The following is a 16,313-nucleotide window of genomic DNA, read 5'->3' as shown; positions in this document are numbered from 1 at the left end:
AAGGGATATTTAATGCTCCGCTTCCGAAATGGTTTTCTAACTTCAGACTGAGGTTGAATCATTTAGTTACAAGGCTAGGGGCTGTTGACGTTTTCGCATAAGGTATTAAATAAAATAGGAAAACTCGTAATATTAAGGTTCCGACACCACCCATAAAACGTAAGCGCCAATAAATCAGCACCTACATTTCGGCTCGCCGATTGCACACACTGACTTCCTCACCCATTCCATGAGGAATCAGCATGACCCCAACCGAACGAGCACACGTCTGGCAGCAGCATATCACTGACTGGGAAGTCTCCGGCGTGTCCGGCAGCGCTTACTGCAAGCAACAGTCGCTGGTTTACCATCAATTTGTTTACTGGCGCCGGAAGCTGGCTCCGACTGAAGACTGTCTGCAGCAAGAACAAGCAGTCACCGGGTTCACTCGAGTCGTTTCTGCTCCTGGTGCTGGCATCGGCGGAGCCGATGGCTTGACCGTGGCTCTGCCCGGTGGTGTCTCGATCACCGGTTTACACGCCGGCAACATCGAGTTGCTCGGCGCTGTTTTGAGACAGCTGTGATGCGCCACCGATATTTGCGCCCGTCCTTGTCNTTGCCAGAGATTTATCTGTACCGAGCCCCCGTTGATTTCCGCAAGCAGGCCCAGGGCCTGGCGGTCTTGGTTGAACAGGAGCTGGGCCATAATCCGTTTACCGGNGCGCTCTACGCCTTCACCAACCGGCAGCGAAACAAGATCAAGTGCCTGATGTGGGAAGACAACGGTTTTGTNCTCTATTACAAGGCCTTGGCCGAGGAGAAATTCAAGTGGCCGAAGGCTGCGTAAACCGCTGAAGGTTGCCACCCATTCCACCTGAAGCCTGCCACCCGGACCGGCGCAAGGCTGCCACCCATCGGAGCGACGCGACGCGGGGATTTCATTGTTACTCCGAAGCTGTGGTGCCCGTCAACTTTGCTTGTCGTTTTCGCATGGATTCACCCCTGAGATTGATCTTGTAGGCGTTGTGAACCAGCCGATCCAGAATGGCATCCGCCAGAGTGGCGTCACCGATGACGTCATGCCATTCCTCGATAGGGAGTTGGCTGGTGGCGATGGTGGAACGACGGCCATACCGGTCTTCCAGCACTTCCAGCAAGTCCCTCCGGTTCTCTGCGCTCAGTTTCATAAGCCCCCAGTCATCCAGGATCAGCACATCGACTTTGACGAGGTTGGTCAGGAGTTTGGGGTACTGACCATCTCCTTTGGCGATCGTCAGTTCTCGTAGCAGCCGAGTCAGCCGAACGTATTGCGCGGTGTAGCCTTCCCGACAGGCCTTGTGTGCCAGGGCACAGGCCAGCCAGGTTTTGCCAACGCCGGTGGGGCCGGTGACGAGCACATTCAGGTGTTCCTTCACCCATTGGCAGCTTGCCAGGGATTGGATCAGTCCTTTATCCAGACCCCGTGAGTTCCGGTAATCCAGGTCTTCGAGGACGGCGGTGTGTCGCAGTCCAGCCCGGCGCAGCCGGCTGGTCAGGCGTCGGTTGTCCCGGTAAAAACACTCGATGATGTTGTGGGTGATTCGGACCTCCACCTCCTTCTTGATCAGGGTGTAGGGTACCGAGTAATAATGCCCGTCGATGGCCACGTGGTAGTCGATGTTCACCCGAGCCTTCTTCCATTCCGCGTAGACATAACGCTCAGCTGGCAGGGGCTGTAGGGCGGGTTTGTCCAGCTGTTCGAAGTGGTCGCGCCGGCAGTCTGGCAGCTTCTGGCTCCAGGTGGCTTCGGCGTAGGTGTAATTGGAAGCGCCCATAACCGCCACAAAGATCTGCGCCTCGTGGATCTCTCCGGTGGTACGGTCAATGACGGGCACGGTCTGGCCGGCGTAGTCCACAAACAGCTTCTCACCCGCTCGATGATCCTGACGCATCACCAAATCCAGCTTGCCCTGCCAGGCCCGGTAGTGTTCGCAGAACCAGCTGTACTGATACCCCTCTGGGTTTGCCTGCCGGTACGCCTGCCAGAGCAGGAACAGAGTGACGTATTTACCCTTCAGTTCCTCGTGGATCTGATGCCAGTCCGGTAGGCCCCGGACCTCGGCCGGCAGGTCTGGAGAGGGCGGGAACAACCGTTGCTCCAGGTGAGCTTCATCCAGATTCTCCGGCAGTGGCCAGCTCAAATTGGCCTCGGCCAAACGCCGAAGATACTCGCTTACCGTGGGGCGGCTGACGCCGCAGGCCGCTGCAATCTGTCGGTTGCTCAGCCCTCGCTCCCATTTCAGGCGAAGGACTTCTTTGATCTTACGCATGGATAACCTCTTTGCTGGCATCTGATCTTCTCCGGATGAAAAGACTCAGAGTACCGTTAAGTTATCCCGCGTCGGGCGGTTTCGATGGGGCGGACCAGGCAACCTGCCGGGGTGGCAGCTTTGCCGTGGAATCAGTGGCAGCTTTCGCGTGGAATGGGTGGCAGGCTTCGTCTGGAATCAGTGGCAACCTTGGTCTGGAATACGCACCCCAGGAGTAGCTCGCATTTTTACCTTTCCCTTTGCCGAGCTGCTTTCGATCAACCATTCGGGATTCGAATTGAGCGGGTCATATGTGCCTGTCCATTGGGTTGATTGGGCTGGGTCTGGCAGATGGGAATCTGTTGTTCGTTTATTGGTATGCTCCGAAATCAGTGTCTGAGAGTGTCTAGGTATTGAGCTAGAGTGCTGTCGCTTTCAAGCAGGGATCGGGTTGCGTCCATCACCCGCTGTGCTTTTTCCTCCCCCCAAACGGGGTAGGTCAGCGCGACGTATTTCGCTTTCAGACGACTCTCTGTAATGGGGTTGTCCGGATCACCCACAGCAGTATGGGGTTCGGAGGTCAGCAGCTTGCCATCTTGCAGCGCAATGCTGACATGGGCCCATCGCTCGGCGGGAAATACGGTGTTGTAGGCTTCGTCTTCGACAAAGCTAACCCGACTGCACAGCGCTAGGGTAGCGGCATCGGTCAGACCTATACCATCGATCTGTGCCACTTCCACTTTGCCGTGCACCAAGGCAGCTGCAATGGGGAAAGCGATGGCATACTGGGCTTGCTCAGTATTGGCTGGTATGCCCTGATCAAGACGAGTTGCCTCGTGGAAAGTATGCACTTTGATCTCTTTTATCTGGTCCAGATCGATATTACGCCCTTGAATTACCGACAGGGTGGCATCGATCCCCGGATGAGCCCAGCGGCAGCAAGGGTATGGCTTGAAGTACTGCTCCATAATTCGCCAATTCGCACCCAAATCTCCCCAGATCGCTTCCATTTCCGGATCGGTTACGGTGAGCGCCGGTGCGCCGGTGAAACCGTCCATAGCCAGGAATGCGGCAGAAACGCCCGTCATGGCGCCCCAGCCCGAACCGTCCTTGAGCATGGTCGGGTGATCGACACCGCGCATCATCTGGCTGCGGGGGCCATGGTACTCTGCGATGCCGATTGCGTGTTCGAACTGCTCCTCGCTGGCGCCCATCAGGTGAGCACCGAGGGCGGCACAGTTGACCGCGTTCCAAGCCCCGGATGTGTGGTAATCGGGCGCGGTAGCGTGCAGGGCGATTCCAGCTCTAGTGCCTATTTCGTAGCCGGCCACCAGCAGAGTGATAAATTCGGGGCCCGATAGCTGTCTGCCCGTCGCCTCGAGCAGCGCGACTAACCCAGGTAGTAGAGCGCAGCCCACATGTCCTTTGGTCAATCGGTGGCCGTCGTGCGAATCGATCGCATCGATCATCATGCCCCCCGCTAAGGCAGCTCCGGCGGCACTTACCGGGTTGCCACCTAAAAGAGGCGAGGCGCAAGGCCCTTGAGCCGGCGCTGCGAATTGCTGCTGAGCGTGGCGGTGGATAATCCCGGATAGCTCGGTCTGGGATCCTGCCGCCGCCGTGGCGACCAGATCGTAAAGGCAGCGAACGGCTTGCTCTCGCACTAATTGCGGTACGTCGTCATAGTGGAGACTTTCAAGGAAGGGCTGGATCGGATTCATATGGTCACTGTTAGAGTAGAGAATTTCTGATAAAATTTCGAAGCATTAATCATCCGATTCAAGAGGGATATAAGCGCACATGCCAGCGACCTCTACCGGCCATCAGGGCAATAAACTCTGCACCAGCCGATTATTACCATCACGCTGAGTGGGTAAGTCAAATCTAGCCTGGGCAATGTCTTCCAAGCGCAGTTCGGCCTGTATCAGAGTGCACTGTGCTTCGGCCTGTGCCAGCATTTTGCCTGTCGGACTCACAATGCAAGAGCCCCCCCAGAAGTGTTGGCTGCCTTCGGGTCCGAACCGATTGGCCATGATGACAGGGATGCCGTAGGTCATTGCGTAAAAGGACAGGTTGAGATGCCAGTTGTGCTCGTTGGAAAACCGGTCACTGACAATGCCGCTGGCGGAGTTTATGGCGGCGCATAGCAGAGTAGGCCGGTGCATCATAGCCGCGTGTACCAAGCCAGGGTTCCATAGGTCGGCGCAGAGCCATTGACTCATGAGCCAGTCGGGTGTGAGGGGGGTTAAGCTGATTGATTCTCCGGGCGTAAACCACTTACCTTCTTCCAACCCGCCGTAGGTAGGCAAATTGATTTTTCGGTGCACATGAGCCACTTGGCCTTCGTGCAGGGTGGCCAGGGCGTTGTAGTATTCGCCGGGACCCGCGGCTTCAACAAAACCCACCAGACTCTGCATCGGCCCGCTGGCGGCAGCGAGTTCAAGCAGCCGTGGGTCATGGCGGGTCATGGCGACCGTCATGACCCGGTGCTGGAGGTTGTAGCCGGTGAGTGACAGTTCTGGAAACACCAGCAGGTCCAAACCACGCGCCCGGCCCTCCGCCAAGGCGTCCAGATGCAGGGCCATATTGCCGCTCAGATCAGCCAGTGTAGGGTTTATCTGGGCTGCGCCGACCCGAATGGTGCCGTCAAAGTGCATGCGTTGAGTCTCTCTATGCTGTTATAAAAAAGGCCACCCTAAGGCAGCCTCGGGTGGCTGGGTGTGGCGTTTAGTTTAGGCCATTGATCGCGAGAAAGTTTTCTGCAACCTGTTCAATGGACACCCGTTCAACGTCCACCTGAGCATTTAGCCCAGCCATTATGGTATCGTCCAAAAGACTAGACAAGACGTTCATCTGGGTCTCGAGCTCCGGGAATGCCGCCAATGTGTCTTCGCGCACCACAGGGGCCAGGGCGTAGGATGGAAAGTAAGCCAGATCATCTTCCAGTACGCGCAAGTTAAACGCCGGAATACGCCCGTCGGTGGCAAACACCACAGACACTTCCACCTCGCCGTCACGCAAGGCAGGATAGGTCAGGCCACTGTCCATGCGTCTGACGTTGGCGCGACCAAAGCTAAAACCATAGAGCTCCTCCAGCGGGCCTAGACCGTCGTCTCGCGCGTAAAACTCGGCATTGGACGCTAGGGTCAGGTCGCCGCTGGCGTTGACTGCAGCGGCCAGTTCGGAAATGCTGGCAATGTCTCGGGTCGCCGCATCGTCTTCACGCATGGCCAAAGCGTAGGTGTTATTGGCAGCAGAAGGCTTCAGCCAGACCAAACCTTTGGCGGCGTCAAGCGCTTTGACGCGCTGGTAGGTTTCTTCAGGGTTCAAGGACTCGGTCACCTTATTGTAGACGATTAACGAGGTGCCGGTGTACTCCCAGTAAAGGTCCACTTGGCCATTTTCCTGCGCCTTACGTAATACGCCGGAACCCATACCAGCGCGTTTGTCAACGTCATAACCCAGTGACTCCAGGTATTGGCTGGTCATGCTGGTCAGTATTTGTTGTTCGGTGAAGTTCTTGCCGCCGACCGCCAGGTCAGTGGCGCTGGCGGTGGCAGTGGTGAACAGGCTGGCCATGGCCAGTGCTGCAAGGCAGCGCTTGAGTGTGATTCTCATAGTGTCTCTCCAGTTGTGTTTTTTGATTTGAGTGTGATTCTCATAGTGTCTCTCCAGTTGTGTTTTTTGATTGTGCAATGGGTTCAGCGGCGTGCAGGATTTACACCCCGCGGCACCATCCAGAACGCCATGATGGCAATTAACGCGTCTACCAGAATGGCCAGAATGGCCGTGGGTATGGCACCGGCGAGCATCATCACCGGTTTGTAAAGCGCAATGCCGGTGAAAATTAATTCACCCAGTCCCCCGGCGGCGATCAGAAAGGCCAGCGTTACCGTCCCGACATTGATTGTCAAAGCGGTCCGGATACCCGCAAAAATAACGTACATAGCGCCGGGCAGTTCTATGCGCAGCAGGCGTTGAGTAGGCGACATGCCGAGACCGGCAGCGGCTTCCATCAGCGCAGGACTGATGCCTTTAAGTCCCGCATAGGTATTGCGCGTGATCGGCAGCAGCGTGGCCACGAATAGAGCGAACAAAGCGGGCGTAGTGCCGATACCGAGCAGGCTCATGGATAGCGCCAGCACGGCCAGTGTAGGTATGGTGGTGCCGATGTTCAGCACCTGCATGGCAGATTCCGCCGCTTTTCCATCTGGGGCCGCGACAGCAAGACGCCCAATGGTATGGCAAACAGGATGGCGAGCCCGCCAGAGACGGCGGTAAGGTACATGTGCTGCACAGCCAGGTAGCTAATGTCTTCTCGGTAGCTTAGAAATTCATTGATGAATCCACTGGCGCTCAGCCAAGCTCCGGCCAGAAAGACCAGAATAAACGCCATTACTATAACAATACGACGAACGGCTGGGTGAAGCATATTAGATCACCTCAGCGGGCTTTTTTGCGGTTTGCATGGCATGTCGAGCGCTTAGATGGTGCGTTATGGTGCGCTGCGTAATCTGACCACAGAGGCGCTCTTTTTCGTCCACGCAAGGTGCCCAAGTGATGTCGTGGCCAAACATTAGTGAAACTACTTTGCGCAGATCGTCGTCCAAACCGACCTGCGCGGGCATCGGTGAATTGTGGTCACTGCAGTAGCCCTTAGTATTTTTTGCCACGCTGGCGGCCACCATGCCTACTGGCTGGTATTGCTCATTCACCATGATAATGGCATTTTGGTAGCCGTACTCTTCAATGCGTTTATGCGCAGTTTCCAGAGAGTCTGAAGGTTTCACGGTGCCGATGGTGTCATTGACGACATCGCGCACTTTGACCAGATTAAGCCGCTTCAGCGCTCGGTCATCGCCCAGAAAGGACTCGACAAACTCATTTTTAGGGGCGGCCAGTAGTTCGTCAGGTTCAGAATATTGCACCAGTTGACCCGCGCGAAAGATGGCGATGCGATTACCCATCTTGATGGCTTCGTCGATGTCGTGGCTGACAAACAGGATGGTTTTTTTCAGTTCTTTCTGCATCTTCAGAAACTCGTCCTGAATCACAGCCCGGTTAATGGGATCAATAGCACCAAAGGGCTCGTCCATCAACATGACCGGAGGATCCGCAGCCAAAGCACGTGCTACGCCGATGCGCTGCTGCTGGCCACCGGACAGTTCGTGTGGGAAGCAATTTAAAAAGGCGTCAGGATCCATGGCGATCATGTCCATCAAATCGCGAGTGCGATTGCGATATTTTGTCTTGTCCCAACCCATCAAACGGGGCACTACGGATATGTTTTCCTCGATAGTCATGTTCGGGAACAGGCCAATTTGTTGAATCACATAACCTATGTTGTGGCGCAGGGTTTGTGTGTCCAGTTCCGCGGTGTCTTCTCCGTCAATGAGGACGCGTCCTGACGTCGGCTGAACAATGCGGTTGATCATCTTGAGCGTCGTCGTTTTGCCGCAGCCAGAAGGTCCGAGCAAGATGCATATTTCACCCGCTGGTACTTCCATAGATATCCGGTCAGCCGCTGTCACAGGACCTTCTGTCGTTTTATATATTTTGGTTAAATTGTCGAGACGAATCATGATGCCAACCTTATATTGGGTGCCTAGCGGTGAATATCAGCCAGCCTGAATGATTTTGGCCATGCCTTTCGGCGTTAGTTGTTTCTGCAAAGCCAACAAAGCGTAGTCAACCACTACAGCCAGCAGACTAACTGCAACGGCACCGACAATAAGCTGCCGAGGATCAGACTGAGAGATACCACGACTGATGAAGGTGCCCAGACCGCCCGCACCGATGTACGCAGCAATCGCCATCACGCCAATATTTAGCACCACGGCGGTGCGCACCCCAGCCATGATCACCGGAATGGCCAATGGAATTTCCACCAAGCGCAGTCGCTCATTGGGGCTCATGCCAATACCTCGGGCGGCTTCCCGCAAAGCCGGGTCGACATTGTTGATAGCGGTGTAAGTGTTGCGAATGATTGGCAATAGGGAATACAGCAGCACAGCGATCACAGCTGGCACATAGCCGATGCCATACCCGAAGATCGATAGAATTGGCATCATGATCCCGAAAAGTGCGATGGAGGGAATGGTCACGATGATGGCCGCCACGTAGAGCACAATTTGTGCTGCCCGCTTACTTTTTGTGATGGCGATGCCAATAGGAACACCCGTAAGGGTGGCGATGCCCACCGCTAAGCTAACAAGAGCGATATGCTCAACGGTGCGACTCATTAATGTGTCGAAATTGGCTAGGGTGAACTGAATCAATTCGATGGCGACCTCCACTCCAAGTAGGGGTTAGCGACTATTATTAGTCTGTTTATATCAGTGCGACGGACAATTCAGTTCTGCCCGCTCAACCCCTCTGGTGGGCCAGCGCTGCGAGATGGACTTGCGTTTGGTGTAAAACCTTACCGAATCGGGCCCGTATGCATGTACGTCTCCGAACAACGAATCATTCCAGCCACCAAAGCTGTGAAAGGCAACCGGCACAGTGATACCCACCATGCCCACCTGTATGCGGTCGGCGAACTGGCGGGCCTTCTCCGTCGCGGGTAAAAATGTGGTTGGATCACGTGTCGATGTTGGGTCCGGCGTTGTGAGAGTATACACCCTTCAATAGTTCCGGTACCCCACAGGCGTAGTCGACGTTTTCGATCCCACGCTTCAGCTCACCCATGGCGTCTTACAGAACTTTGCCATGATCCTCGCTGATCAGCTGGCAGAGCTCATCTGCATGCTGTTCCAGCAAATACTTGAAGCGAAAACATGACTTGGGTCCGCTTGATCGGTGGTGTGTTGCTCCAAGCGGGTGCCGCCGCGTGGGCGGCATCCATAGCCTGCTTAACTTATCTGGCTGTGCCAAGTAGTTTCTCATCGAACGGGTAGCGCGACATTTTCTCAATGCCCGTTTCAGTAATAAGCACCTCTTCTTCAAGTTTGACGCCGTCTGCTGCGCCCACTTCTCCGATGTAGCTCTCTACTGAAACCACCATGCCGGGCTCCAGTATGCCGTTCTTTGAGAACTTCTCAAAATCCATGTGATGAGCCACCAGTGGCGTTTCGCCGTGCATGCCCACACCGTGGATGATGGACGGGTAACGGCGGTCCAGAAAACGCTCGGGAATTTTCCAGGCCTGCTCGGCAATTTCCAGGTAGCTCATGCCCGGTTTGAGAATGTCCATGTTGTGGTGTACCTGGTCGTATGCCATCTGATACAAGCTCTGCTGATAGCCCGTGGGCCGCCCGGAACCGACGTGAAAGGTGCGTGAGAAGTCAGAATAGTAACCGTGACAACCGATGGTATCAGTGTCCAGTGCCACCAGTTCGCCCGGGCGAATAACGCGGTCGCTGGCCTCGTTGAACCATGGGTTGGTGCGTGGACCCGAACTCAACAACCGGGTTTCGATGAACTCGCCACCCTGGCGGATCACTTCACCATACAATATCGCGAACAGGTCAGTTTCGCGCATGCCTGGTTTGATGGCGGCTTCTACCTCGGCTACGGCCGCTTCGCATCCGGCCATGGATTGCGCTAGGCAGGCTATTTCTTCGGGGGTTTTGATACGGCGGCAATGCAAGGTATCTTGCATGCAGTCCATCACTTCCAGCCCCTGGGCTTCCAGTGAACGCGCCAGATTCAGCGCACAGCGGTCCAGCCCGATTCGCTTATTGCCGCTGCAGTAGGTGCGCATCAGCTCGGCGATTTCGATGCCAAAAGGATCGCTGGATAAATTGTCACGCTGATTGACTGCAGACCATACTACTTTTGATGTTCGGGCCTCGTCGATGGTTTCCAGCCATGTGGACAGATGGGCGCTGCCCGGGTATTCAAACAGAATAACAGGGCCTTTTTCTGGCACAAAAATATAGCGCGAGGAATTGCGTAGAAAATACCCGAACATGTTGCGTGATCCGGTGGCGTAGCGTTGATTGTTGGGGTCGAACAAGACCAGGGCGCCGTAGCCTTTTTCTTTCATCATGTTTTTGAGGCGCGACATGCGGCCACCTCGCAACTGTATCGGATCAAATGCCGTAGGAATGCTGTCGCCGTTGGCCATGGGGGCGGATGGCACAACACGAACGGCGTCGGGCTCCTGATTGGACAAGGTTTTAAATTCTACAATGCTCATATTGGTTCGCTTGTGTGGTATACAGTATGAAAATCAATCGGCCAAATTATCGGTCCGCTTCATGTCTTGCTTGAGCAGTTGTTCATGAATAGGAGCCATGCGGCCAAAAATGCGCAGGGCTCGCTCTGGACGCCCAATGAATCCTGGTTCTTTTGCGTAGGCGAAAATCACCGTATGGCGCTCTCGGTTGCCCGCCACCGGGGTAACGCGATGCAGAGAGTAACGGCCGAAAAAGACTTGCAAGTCGCCGGGTTCCAGAGCTAGTGATTTGACTTGGCTTAGGTCACCGTCCAGCACGTTTTCAACGGCATCGAAGTTTTCTCCGTTGGGGCTACGGATGCCCGGCGCGTATTGAAACTCGCCACTCTGGTCTGACTGCCGGGTCATCATGGTGACGATAAATTCGTTGGTGTCGTAGTGCCATGGATGTTGGCAGCCCTCCCGTAAGACGTTCACTACCAGTCCGGCCAACGGGTCTGCGTATTCAAAGATGTCATCGATGCCTACTACTGCTGCCACAAAGCGCTGAAATGAAGGATCTTCGTAGACCTGCCGAATAATGGTCCCAGCGCCGATGCGATCACCGGCGACAAAACCGTTGGTCCTATCGTCAAAACGGTTTTTGGGATGATTGGCGGGCAACGATGGGTCAGCGTCGCTGTTGTAGGGATTGGTTTCAGTCTGATTATAATGGGCTTCCGGAGACAGGCGCTCAGTTTCCCGTTCCAGGCGGTCCAGTGCATCTTCAAGTACAAAGCGCTTGAGGACGACGCAGCCGTTTTCTTCTAGCTGTTCACGGCAGGCCTGGATCAGCGCCTGTCCGCGTACTCCACCCAAATCGTGCACAGGGTACTCGGACAAATTGACTAGCCCATCGATACCGGCGGAATGGGGTTGGTGAAGATCCTTTTGCAAGCGCATGATGTGACTCCCGTTTCTTTGTGCGATTTTTAAAGACAGTACACAGATTATTTCAATGATAAAAATGAATAGTTAATGTGGTATTGATTTCAATTAATCATAGATGGAGCTGCTCATGGACACCGAACTGTTGCGTGCGTTTGTCACTGTGGCGGCGTGTGAAGGCTTCAGCACTGCCAGCAAGACCCTTAATCGAACCCAGTCTGCGGTTAGTTTGCAGATTAAACGGCTCGAAGATCAATTAAGTACCTCATTGTTTCAACGCACTAGTCGCAGTGTTACCTTGACCTCGTCGGGGGAGCGCTTGATGCCCTACGCGCGCAATATACTGAAGCTCGAAGACGAGGCCCGATTGATGATGGGGGATGACCCAGGGGGAAATTTAATTCGCTTTGGCACCTCAGAAGAACAAGCCAGCATCTATTTACCCTTGTTGTTGCCGGATTTTTCCCGTCGGTTCCCAAAAGTCCGTCTCGAAGTGGCCTGTGGCATCAGCAGTGATCTGGTGCGGGATTTCCAAAACGGTTTATTGGACGCGGTGCTGGTGATTCGGCACAAGCCCACTCAGTCGGGCGTGCTGATGGGGAGTGAACCCCTAGTCTGGGTCATTGCCGACCATTTATCGCCAGAATGGTGGCACATTATACCGCTGGCGCTTAATCCAGAGGGGTGCATTTTTCGCGCTCATGCAATTGCTGCCTTGGGTCGGCAACGCCGCCGGTGGGAGGTTCGGTATTCGAGCCTGTCACCCATAGGCAACAACCTACCGGTGCAGGCAGGGCTCGCTCTAACGGTCAAGACGCCGCGCAGTGTGCCGGAAGGTTGTCGCATCGTAGGCGAAGATGAAGGGCTTCCGCCGCTGGGCTCTGTTGAGGTGGAGATGCATCGAGCGCCTGGTCACAATCACGACGCGGCGATTGATTTATTCGATACGCTGGAAAAAATAGTCACCTCACATGAGGTGGTAAAACCGATGAATGTGGTGTCTGGAAGTTCACGCTCGAAGGTATCTGCGCCATAGTTTATTGGCGTGTAGGATATACTAGAAGGATACCGACAAGTTATCGAGTTCAGGCTTTAAAATCCAGTACTGTGTTAGGGATGCTCTAAGGAACCTCTGAATAACTCTCCAAAATCAGCGATAATAGTGCCATCACTAACTGCATAGGATTTAGGTCATGTGTGCCGGTCCATTGTGGGTCGCTATGGATGTGCTAATCGTTCCAAATGTTTTTTAGCGATGGGATCGCCTTGCTGTGCTGCGAGACGATACCAACGCGACGCTATGGTAATGTCCAGCGCAATACCCGAGCCATTCTCGTAAAGCTCGCCCAGACTGCGCTGGGCCTTGGCAAAATTTTGTTGTGCGGCGAGCTGCATCCAATAAAAGGCAATGGCCTCATCTTTAGGCACGCCAAGCGCGTGCATGTGCTCTTGCGCCAGAAATTCCCGGACACTCGATCGCAGGACGGCCCGACCGTCCGCACCGCGGCAGTATGGCGTCCGGCCGCCACCTTTTAGCTGCATTTCCCAGCGCCGACCGTTGATGGAGTTGTTCGAACTGCGCGCATGCTGCAAGCGTTATGAAATAAGGAGGTCGGCCAATGTCAGCCAGCGAATGCACGGGGGTATAACCTTGTGCGCGTGGTCGGAGGATGCGTGGGTACAGTTTTTTGTCGACTGTCAGACGTAATCGGGCTTGTAATGGATGAATTCCTGAAGCAACATCCTCTTTCGCTTCAACCAATGTGCAAAACGAGCCTTTTCTTTTTTATTGCGCATCAAACTGACGTAAACTGCAGACTATAGGTGTTAGCGGGAGAGACTGAGCCACACAGCTGTGTGGCCGGCGCCGAAGGAGCAACTGCCCCGGAAACTCTCAGGCAAAAGGGACCGCTAACACGATAACTTTCCGAAGAGCTGCCGATGACTGCGTCACTCGGCACACCGAAGGAGCAAGCGGCCGGTTTCACTGAAACGGCTCGTGAATCTCTCAGGTCCAGAGACGGAAGGGGTGCTTCTACCATTTTGGGTAGACAGCCAGCCCTGGGCGCTCTCTGGAGATTGTTATGAAGCATATTGCAGTTATTGGTGGTGGCATCACCGGTATCACCACCGCTTACTCTCTGGCCAAGCGCGGCTTCGACGTCACCGTTTACGAAAAGCATCGTTATGCGGCTATGGAAACGTCTTTCGCGAATGGCGGTCAATTGTCGGCGTCCAATGCCGAAGTCTGGAACAACTGGCAGACCGTGATCAAAGGCATGAAATGGATGTTCCACAGCGATGCCCCGCTGCTGGTTAATCCCAAGCCCTCCTGGCACAAAATGAGCTGGTTTGCCGAGTTCATGGCGGCCATTCCCCAGTACGAGAAAAACACCACCGAAACCGCCCGCCTGGCGATCGCTGCCCGTGAACATCTGTTTTCATGGGCGAAAGAAGAAGGTATCGATTTCGACCTGAAGGAACAGGGCATTCTGCATATCTATCGCGACAAGGCCGGTTTCGACCACGCCGCAAACGTCTCGAAATTGCTGGCAGCAGGAGGTCTGGAGCGCCGGGCAGTCACGCCCGATGAAATGAAGGCCATCGAACCCACGCTGGCTGGCACCTACTACGGTGGCTTTTTTACCGAAAGCGATTCCACGGGTGATATTCACAAGTTTACCAGCGGCCTGGCAGATGCGATCCGGCGCCGCGGCGTCAAAACGTGTTACAGCCACACGGTTACCGAACTGAGTGCGGATCAATCCCATGCCTGGGTAACGTCTTTTGATGGCGAGCAACAGATTCGTAACACCTTCGATGGTGTCGTGGTTTGTGCAGGCGTTGGTAGCAGGGAGCTGGCTGCGAAACTGGGCGACCGCGTTAACATTTATCCGGTGAAAGGCTATTCCATCACGGTTGAGCTGGACGACGAAGCTTCCCGGCAAGCGGCGCCGACCGTCAGCCTGCTGGACGATGCCACCAAGCTGGTCACCAGCCGGTTGGGCGATGATCGTTTCCGCATTGCGGGCACAGCGGAATTCAACGGCTACAATCGCAACATTCGGGATGACCGCATTCGCCCACTCACCCGTTGGGTTGAGCAATGCTTCCCGGGGGTCTGTACCCGGCGCGTTGTGCCCTGGGCGGGGCTGCGCCCCATGCTTCCCACCATGATGCCGCGAGTCGGCCCGGGTCGCCTGCCAACGGTGTTCTACAATACTGGCCATGGCCACTTGGGTTGGACGCTGTCACCCATTACCGCCGAGATGCTGGCCGAAGCCGTTGAAACGGCGCCTGCTTACCAGAAACGCTGAAACAGCATTCGATCCCGGGCGGTTTTTCAGTCTTGCTATGAAGCGATGTACAGGACAATCACCTCACCCAAGTCACGCCGACATAACGCACTTTTATAAATGAACGTAGACGTGCGAATTCGCCTACCGACTCGGTAGGCGAAGCCTCATGCCCCATCAAAAGTATTGTCAATACAAGAGTTGTCCTCGCCTCTGACTGATGACATGTTATAACATTGTTAATTCTTATCAGAAGCAGCGGAAATTTATGAAAAATACTGGCAAAAAACTACCCGTCACCGTTCTATCGGGCTTTCTTGGTGCTGGCAAAACCACGGTTTTGAGCCACCTGCTGAATAATCGGGAGGGCCGTCGGGTGGCAGTGATTGTCAACGACATGAGCGAAATCAACATTGACGCCAGTGCCGTGAAAAACGAGGTGCAATTAAATCATAGCGAGGAGAAGCTCGTTGAAATGAGCAACGGCTGCATCTGTTGCACCTTGCGTGAAGACTTGTTGCTGGAGGTACGCAAGCTAGCTGATGAAGGCCGATTTGATTATTTATTGATTGAATCTACCGGCATCTCCGAACCTTTGCCTGTGGCGGAAACCTTCACCTTTGCAGATGAAGACGGCAATAGTCTGTCTGATATCGCCCGGCTGGACACTATGGTGACGGTCGTGGATGCCCTTAATTTCCTGGCGGATTATGACGAAGCCCTGCCCCATCTGGCGACCTGTCCTCACCTGCACAAAGATATCGGATTTTTGGTTGATATGTTTGGCTGCCTGTTTGAACTCAACATGATAGGCCTTCGCATTGCGACGCTTACCCATGCCATGGGCCCGAGGTTCCATGTTGATCGAATACCTTGTCGCCTGATTACCACCTATCTGGGCACAGGCACCGACTGGTTTCCCCATCAAAGCGTCAATCGCAGCAAGCTTGGCGCCGGTAACGGCGGGCTGAGCGATGAAGAAAGCGGCCTGTACCCCTCGGAAAATCATATCGAAACGCTGTTACCCGGAGATGTAGCTTTATTAAAAGGCGAACTGTGGGAAGGTAACGAGGGCTCGGGTATGGTCCATCGTTCGCCTTCTATGAATCCCGACGAGCGTCGGTTGCTGCTCTCCTTTGATTTTCTTTCGCCAGCTAATCCAGTCACCTTGCCGCTGTCAGCTACTTTACCATCCAGCTTTGCAAAGCGATGAGTTTCCGCTGTGGTCCCGTTTTTAATCGACACGAAATGCAGTGAAGACCGATCCGGGTCGAGAGTCCAGTCGGCTGCCACATTCAGCGACATGAAACTGAATCCGGCCGCTAACAGAATAGGTAACGCGCTTTTTTTCAACATGATTCCATCCTCGTTGGTCGTCACTAGGGGCTGTTGACGTTTCATTACATCGGCAACCATAAAAAACCACAAGCCATGGCGACGCCGCTCTGATAGTTGCGTTTCAATTTGTCATAGCGCGTCGCCAGCCCACGAAAATGTGTCAAGCGTGCAAACGCATTTTCCACCAAATGACGGTGGCGATATAACGACCAATCCATATCCGCATTACCTATGACCGAATTTGACCTTCTTGGAATCACGGCGTTGGCACCTTTGTTTTTAATCTGTTCGCGAATCTTTTCACTGTCATATCCTTTGTCCGCTACCACGGCTTTAGCCGGCGGCAATGGTTCCATTAATTCG

General features: G+C 54.5%; 16 protein-coding genes, 4 pseudogenes and 1 riboswitch. Of the genes and pseudogenes, 5 read left to right on the top strand and 15 right to left on the bottom strand.

Going from position 1 to position 16,313, the window contains the following annotated elements; all coding sequences use genetic code 11:
* Positions 1-242: 242 nt before the first annotated feature.
* Both tnpA and tnpB read left to right on the top strand, forming a co-directional pair.
* Positions 243-563: an IS66 family insertion sequence element accessory protein TnpA gene (gene tnpA / locus A3OI_RS0114680; protein WP_018405011.1), complete on the top strand. Its 321-nt coding sequence runs from the start codon at positions 243-245 to the stop codon at positions 561-563.
* Positions 563-826: an IS66 family insertion sequence element accessory protein TnpB gene (gene tnpB, locus A3OI_RS20390; protein WP_081622946.1), complete on the top strand. Its 264-nt coding sequence runs from the start codon at positions 563-565 to the stop codon at positions 824-826. Before tnpA ends, tnpB begins: the two co-directional genes overlap by 1 nt.
* Positions 827-923: 97 nt before the next feature.
* Here the strand turns inward: tnpB and istB are convergent, their stop codons facing one another.
* The 12 genes and pseudogenes from istB to A3OI_RS0114620 all read right to left on the bottom strand — a co-directional run bounded on the left by istB (position 924) and on the right by A3OI_RS0114620 (position 11,331).
* Positions 924-1,793, bottom strand: coding sequence for an IS21-like element helper ATPase IstB (gene istB, locus A3OI_RS23220; protein ID WP_407635530.1), 870 nt, complete (start codon positions 1,791-1,793; stop codon positions 924-926).
* A 414-nt stretch (positions 1,794-2,207) separates the two neighbouring features.
* Positions 2,208-2,288, bottom strand: a pseudogene (locus tag A3OI_RS24330) (hypothetical protein); the annotation flags it as partial.
* Between the two features lie 368 nt (positions 2,289-2,656).
* Positions 2,657-3,988 (bottom strand): MmgE/PrpD family protein, encoded by a 1,332-nt coding sequence (locus tag A3OI_RS20375; RefSeq protein WP_018405008.1) that lies wholly within the window; start codon positions 3,986-3,988, stop codon positions 2,657-2,659.
* A 102-nt stretch (positions 3,989-4,090) separates the two neighbouring features.
* On the bottom strand, positions 4,091-4,924 hold the full coding sequence (locus A3OI_RS0114655; RefSeq protein WP_018405007.1) for a nitrilase-related carbon-nitrogen hydrolase: 834 nt from the start codon (positions 4,922-4,924) through the stop codon (positions 4,091-4,093).
* A 70-nt stretch (positions 4,925-4,994) separates the two neighbouring features.
* Positions 4,995-5,885 carry a glycine betaine ABC transporter substrate-binding protein gene (locus A3OI_RS0114650; protein ID WP_018405006.1) on the bottom strand — a complete coding sequence of 297 codons (891 nt, stop codon included), beginning with the start codon at positions 5,883-5,885 and terminating at the stop codon, positions 4,995-4,997.
* An 83-nt stretch (positions 5,886-5,968) separates the two neighbouring features.
* Positions 5,969-6,454, bottom strand: a complete 486-nt coding sequence (locus A3OI_RS20370) for an ABC transporter permease (RefSeq protein ID WP_218185837.1) — start codon at positions 6,452-6,454, stop codon at positions 5,969-5,971.
* Complete coding sequence (locus A3OI_RS23435; RefSeq protein ID WP_218185836.1) at positions 6,442-6,699, bottom strand: hypothetical protein; 258 nt, start codon at positions 6,697-6,699, stop codon at positions 6,442-6,444. The genes A3OI_RS20370 and A3OI_RS23435 overlap by 13 nt, the downstream gene beginning before the upstream one ends.
* A gap of 1 nt (position 6,700) precedes the next feature.
* On the bottom strand, positions 6,701-7,849 hold the full coding sequence (locus A3OI_RS0114640) for an ABC transporter ATP-binding protein (protein ID WP_018405005.1): 1,149 nt from the start codon (positions 7,847-7,849) through the stop codon (positions 6,701-6,703).
* 36 nt (positions 7,850-7,885) lie between these two features.
* On the bottom strand, positions 7,886-8,509 hold the full coding sequence (locus tag A3OI_RS0114635; protein WP_155903157.1) for an ABC transporter permease: 624 nt from the start codon (positions 8,507-8,509) through the stop codon (positions 7,886-7,888).
* A gap of 93 nt (positions 8,510-8,602) precedes the next feature.
* Positions 8,603-8,840, bottom strand: a pseudogene (locus A3OI_RS24725) (aldehyde dehydrogenase family protein); the annotation flags it as partial.
* Between the two features lie 286 nt (positions 8,841-9,126).
* The gene (locus tag A3OI_RS0114625; RefSeq protein WP_018405002.1) at positions 9,127-10,410 is read right to left on the bottom strand and encodes a M24 family metallopeptidase; all 1,284 of its coding nucleotides are present in this window, start codon (positions 10,408-10,410) and stop codon (positions 9,127-9,129) included.
* Positions 10,411-10,443: 33 nt separating this feature from the next.
* Complete coding sequence (locus A3OI_RS0114620) at positions 10,444-11,331, bottom strand: HalD/BesD family halogenase (protein ID WP_018405001.1); 888 nt, start codon at positions 11,329-11,331, stop codon at positions 10,444-10,446.
* A gap of 115 nt (positions 11,332-11,446) precedes the next feature.
* Between A3OI_RS0114620 and A3OI_RS0114615 the strand changes: the two genes are divergently transcribed.
* A complete protein-coding gene (locus A3OI_RS0114615; RefSeq protein WP_018405000.1) occupies positions 11,447-12,352 on the top strand; it encodes a LysR family transcriptional regulator in 906 nt (301 codons plus the stop codon).
* Between the two features lie 182 nt (positions 12,353-12,534).
* Here A3OI_RS0114615 and A3OI_RS0114610 read toward each other — a convergent pair.
* Positions 12,535-12,672: pseudogene (locus tag A3OI_RS0114610) on the bottom strand (tetratricopeptide repeat protein); the annotation flags it as partial.
* Between the two features lie 51 nt (positions 12,673-12,723).
* Positions 12,724-12,873: pseudogene (locus A3OI_RS24015) on the bottom strand (protein adenylyltransferase SelO family protein); the annotation flags it as partial.
* A gap of 264 nt (positions 12,874-13,137) precedes the next feature.
* Positions 13,138-13,237: riboswitch (glycine riboswitch) on the top strand.
* A gap of 163 nt (positions 13,238-13,400) precedes the next feature.
* On the opposite strand from A3OI_RS24015, the gene A3OI_RS0114605 reads away from it, so the two are divergent.
* On the top strand, positions 13,401-14,633 hold the full coding sequence (locus A3OI_RS0114605) for a D-amino acid dehydrogenase (RefSeq protein WP_018404998.1): 1,233 nt from the start codon (positions 13,401-13,403) through the stop codon (positions 14,631-14,633).
* 247 nt (positions 14,634-14,880) lie between these two features.
* Entirely contained in the window at positions 14,881-15,825 is a 945-nt protein-coding gene (locus A3OI_RS24010) for a DUF1826 domain-containing protein (RefSeq protein ID WP_018404997.1), read from the top strand.
* 187 nt (positions 15,826-16,012) lie between these two features.
* On the opposite strand, the gene A3OI_RS0114595 is transcribed toward A3OI_RS24010, so the two are convergent.
* Positions 16,013-16,313 (bottom strand): IS5 family transposase (locus tag A3OI_RS0114595; protein ID WP_018404996.1); only part of this gene is annotated, 301 nt, incomplete at its 5' end.

The organism is Marinobacter gelidimuriae (genome assembly GCF_000372805.1).
Classification (GTDB): domain Bacteria; phylum Pseudomonadota; class Gammaproteobacteria; order Pseudomonadales; family Oleiphilaceae; genus Marinobacter; species Marinobacter gelidimuriae.
The sequence above is the reverse complement of the archived record's forward strand: the minus strand, read 5'-3'. Positions and strand labels throughout refer to the sequence as shown.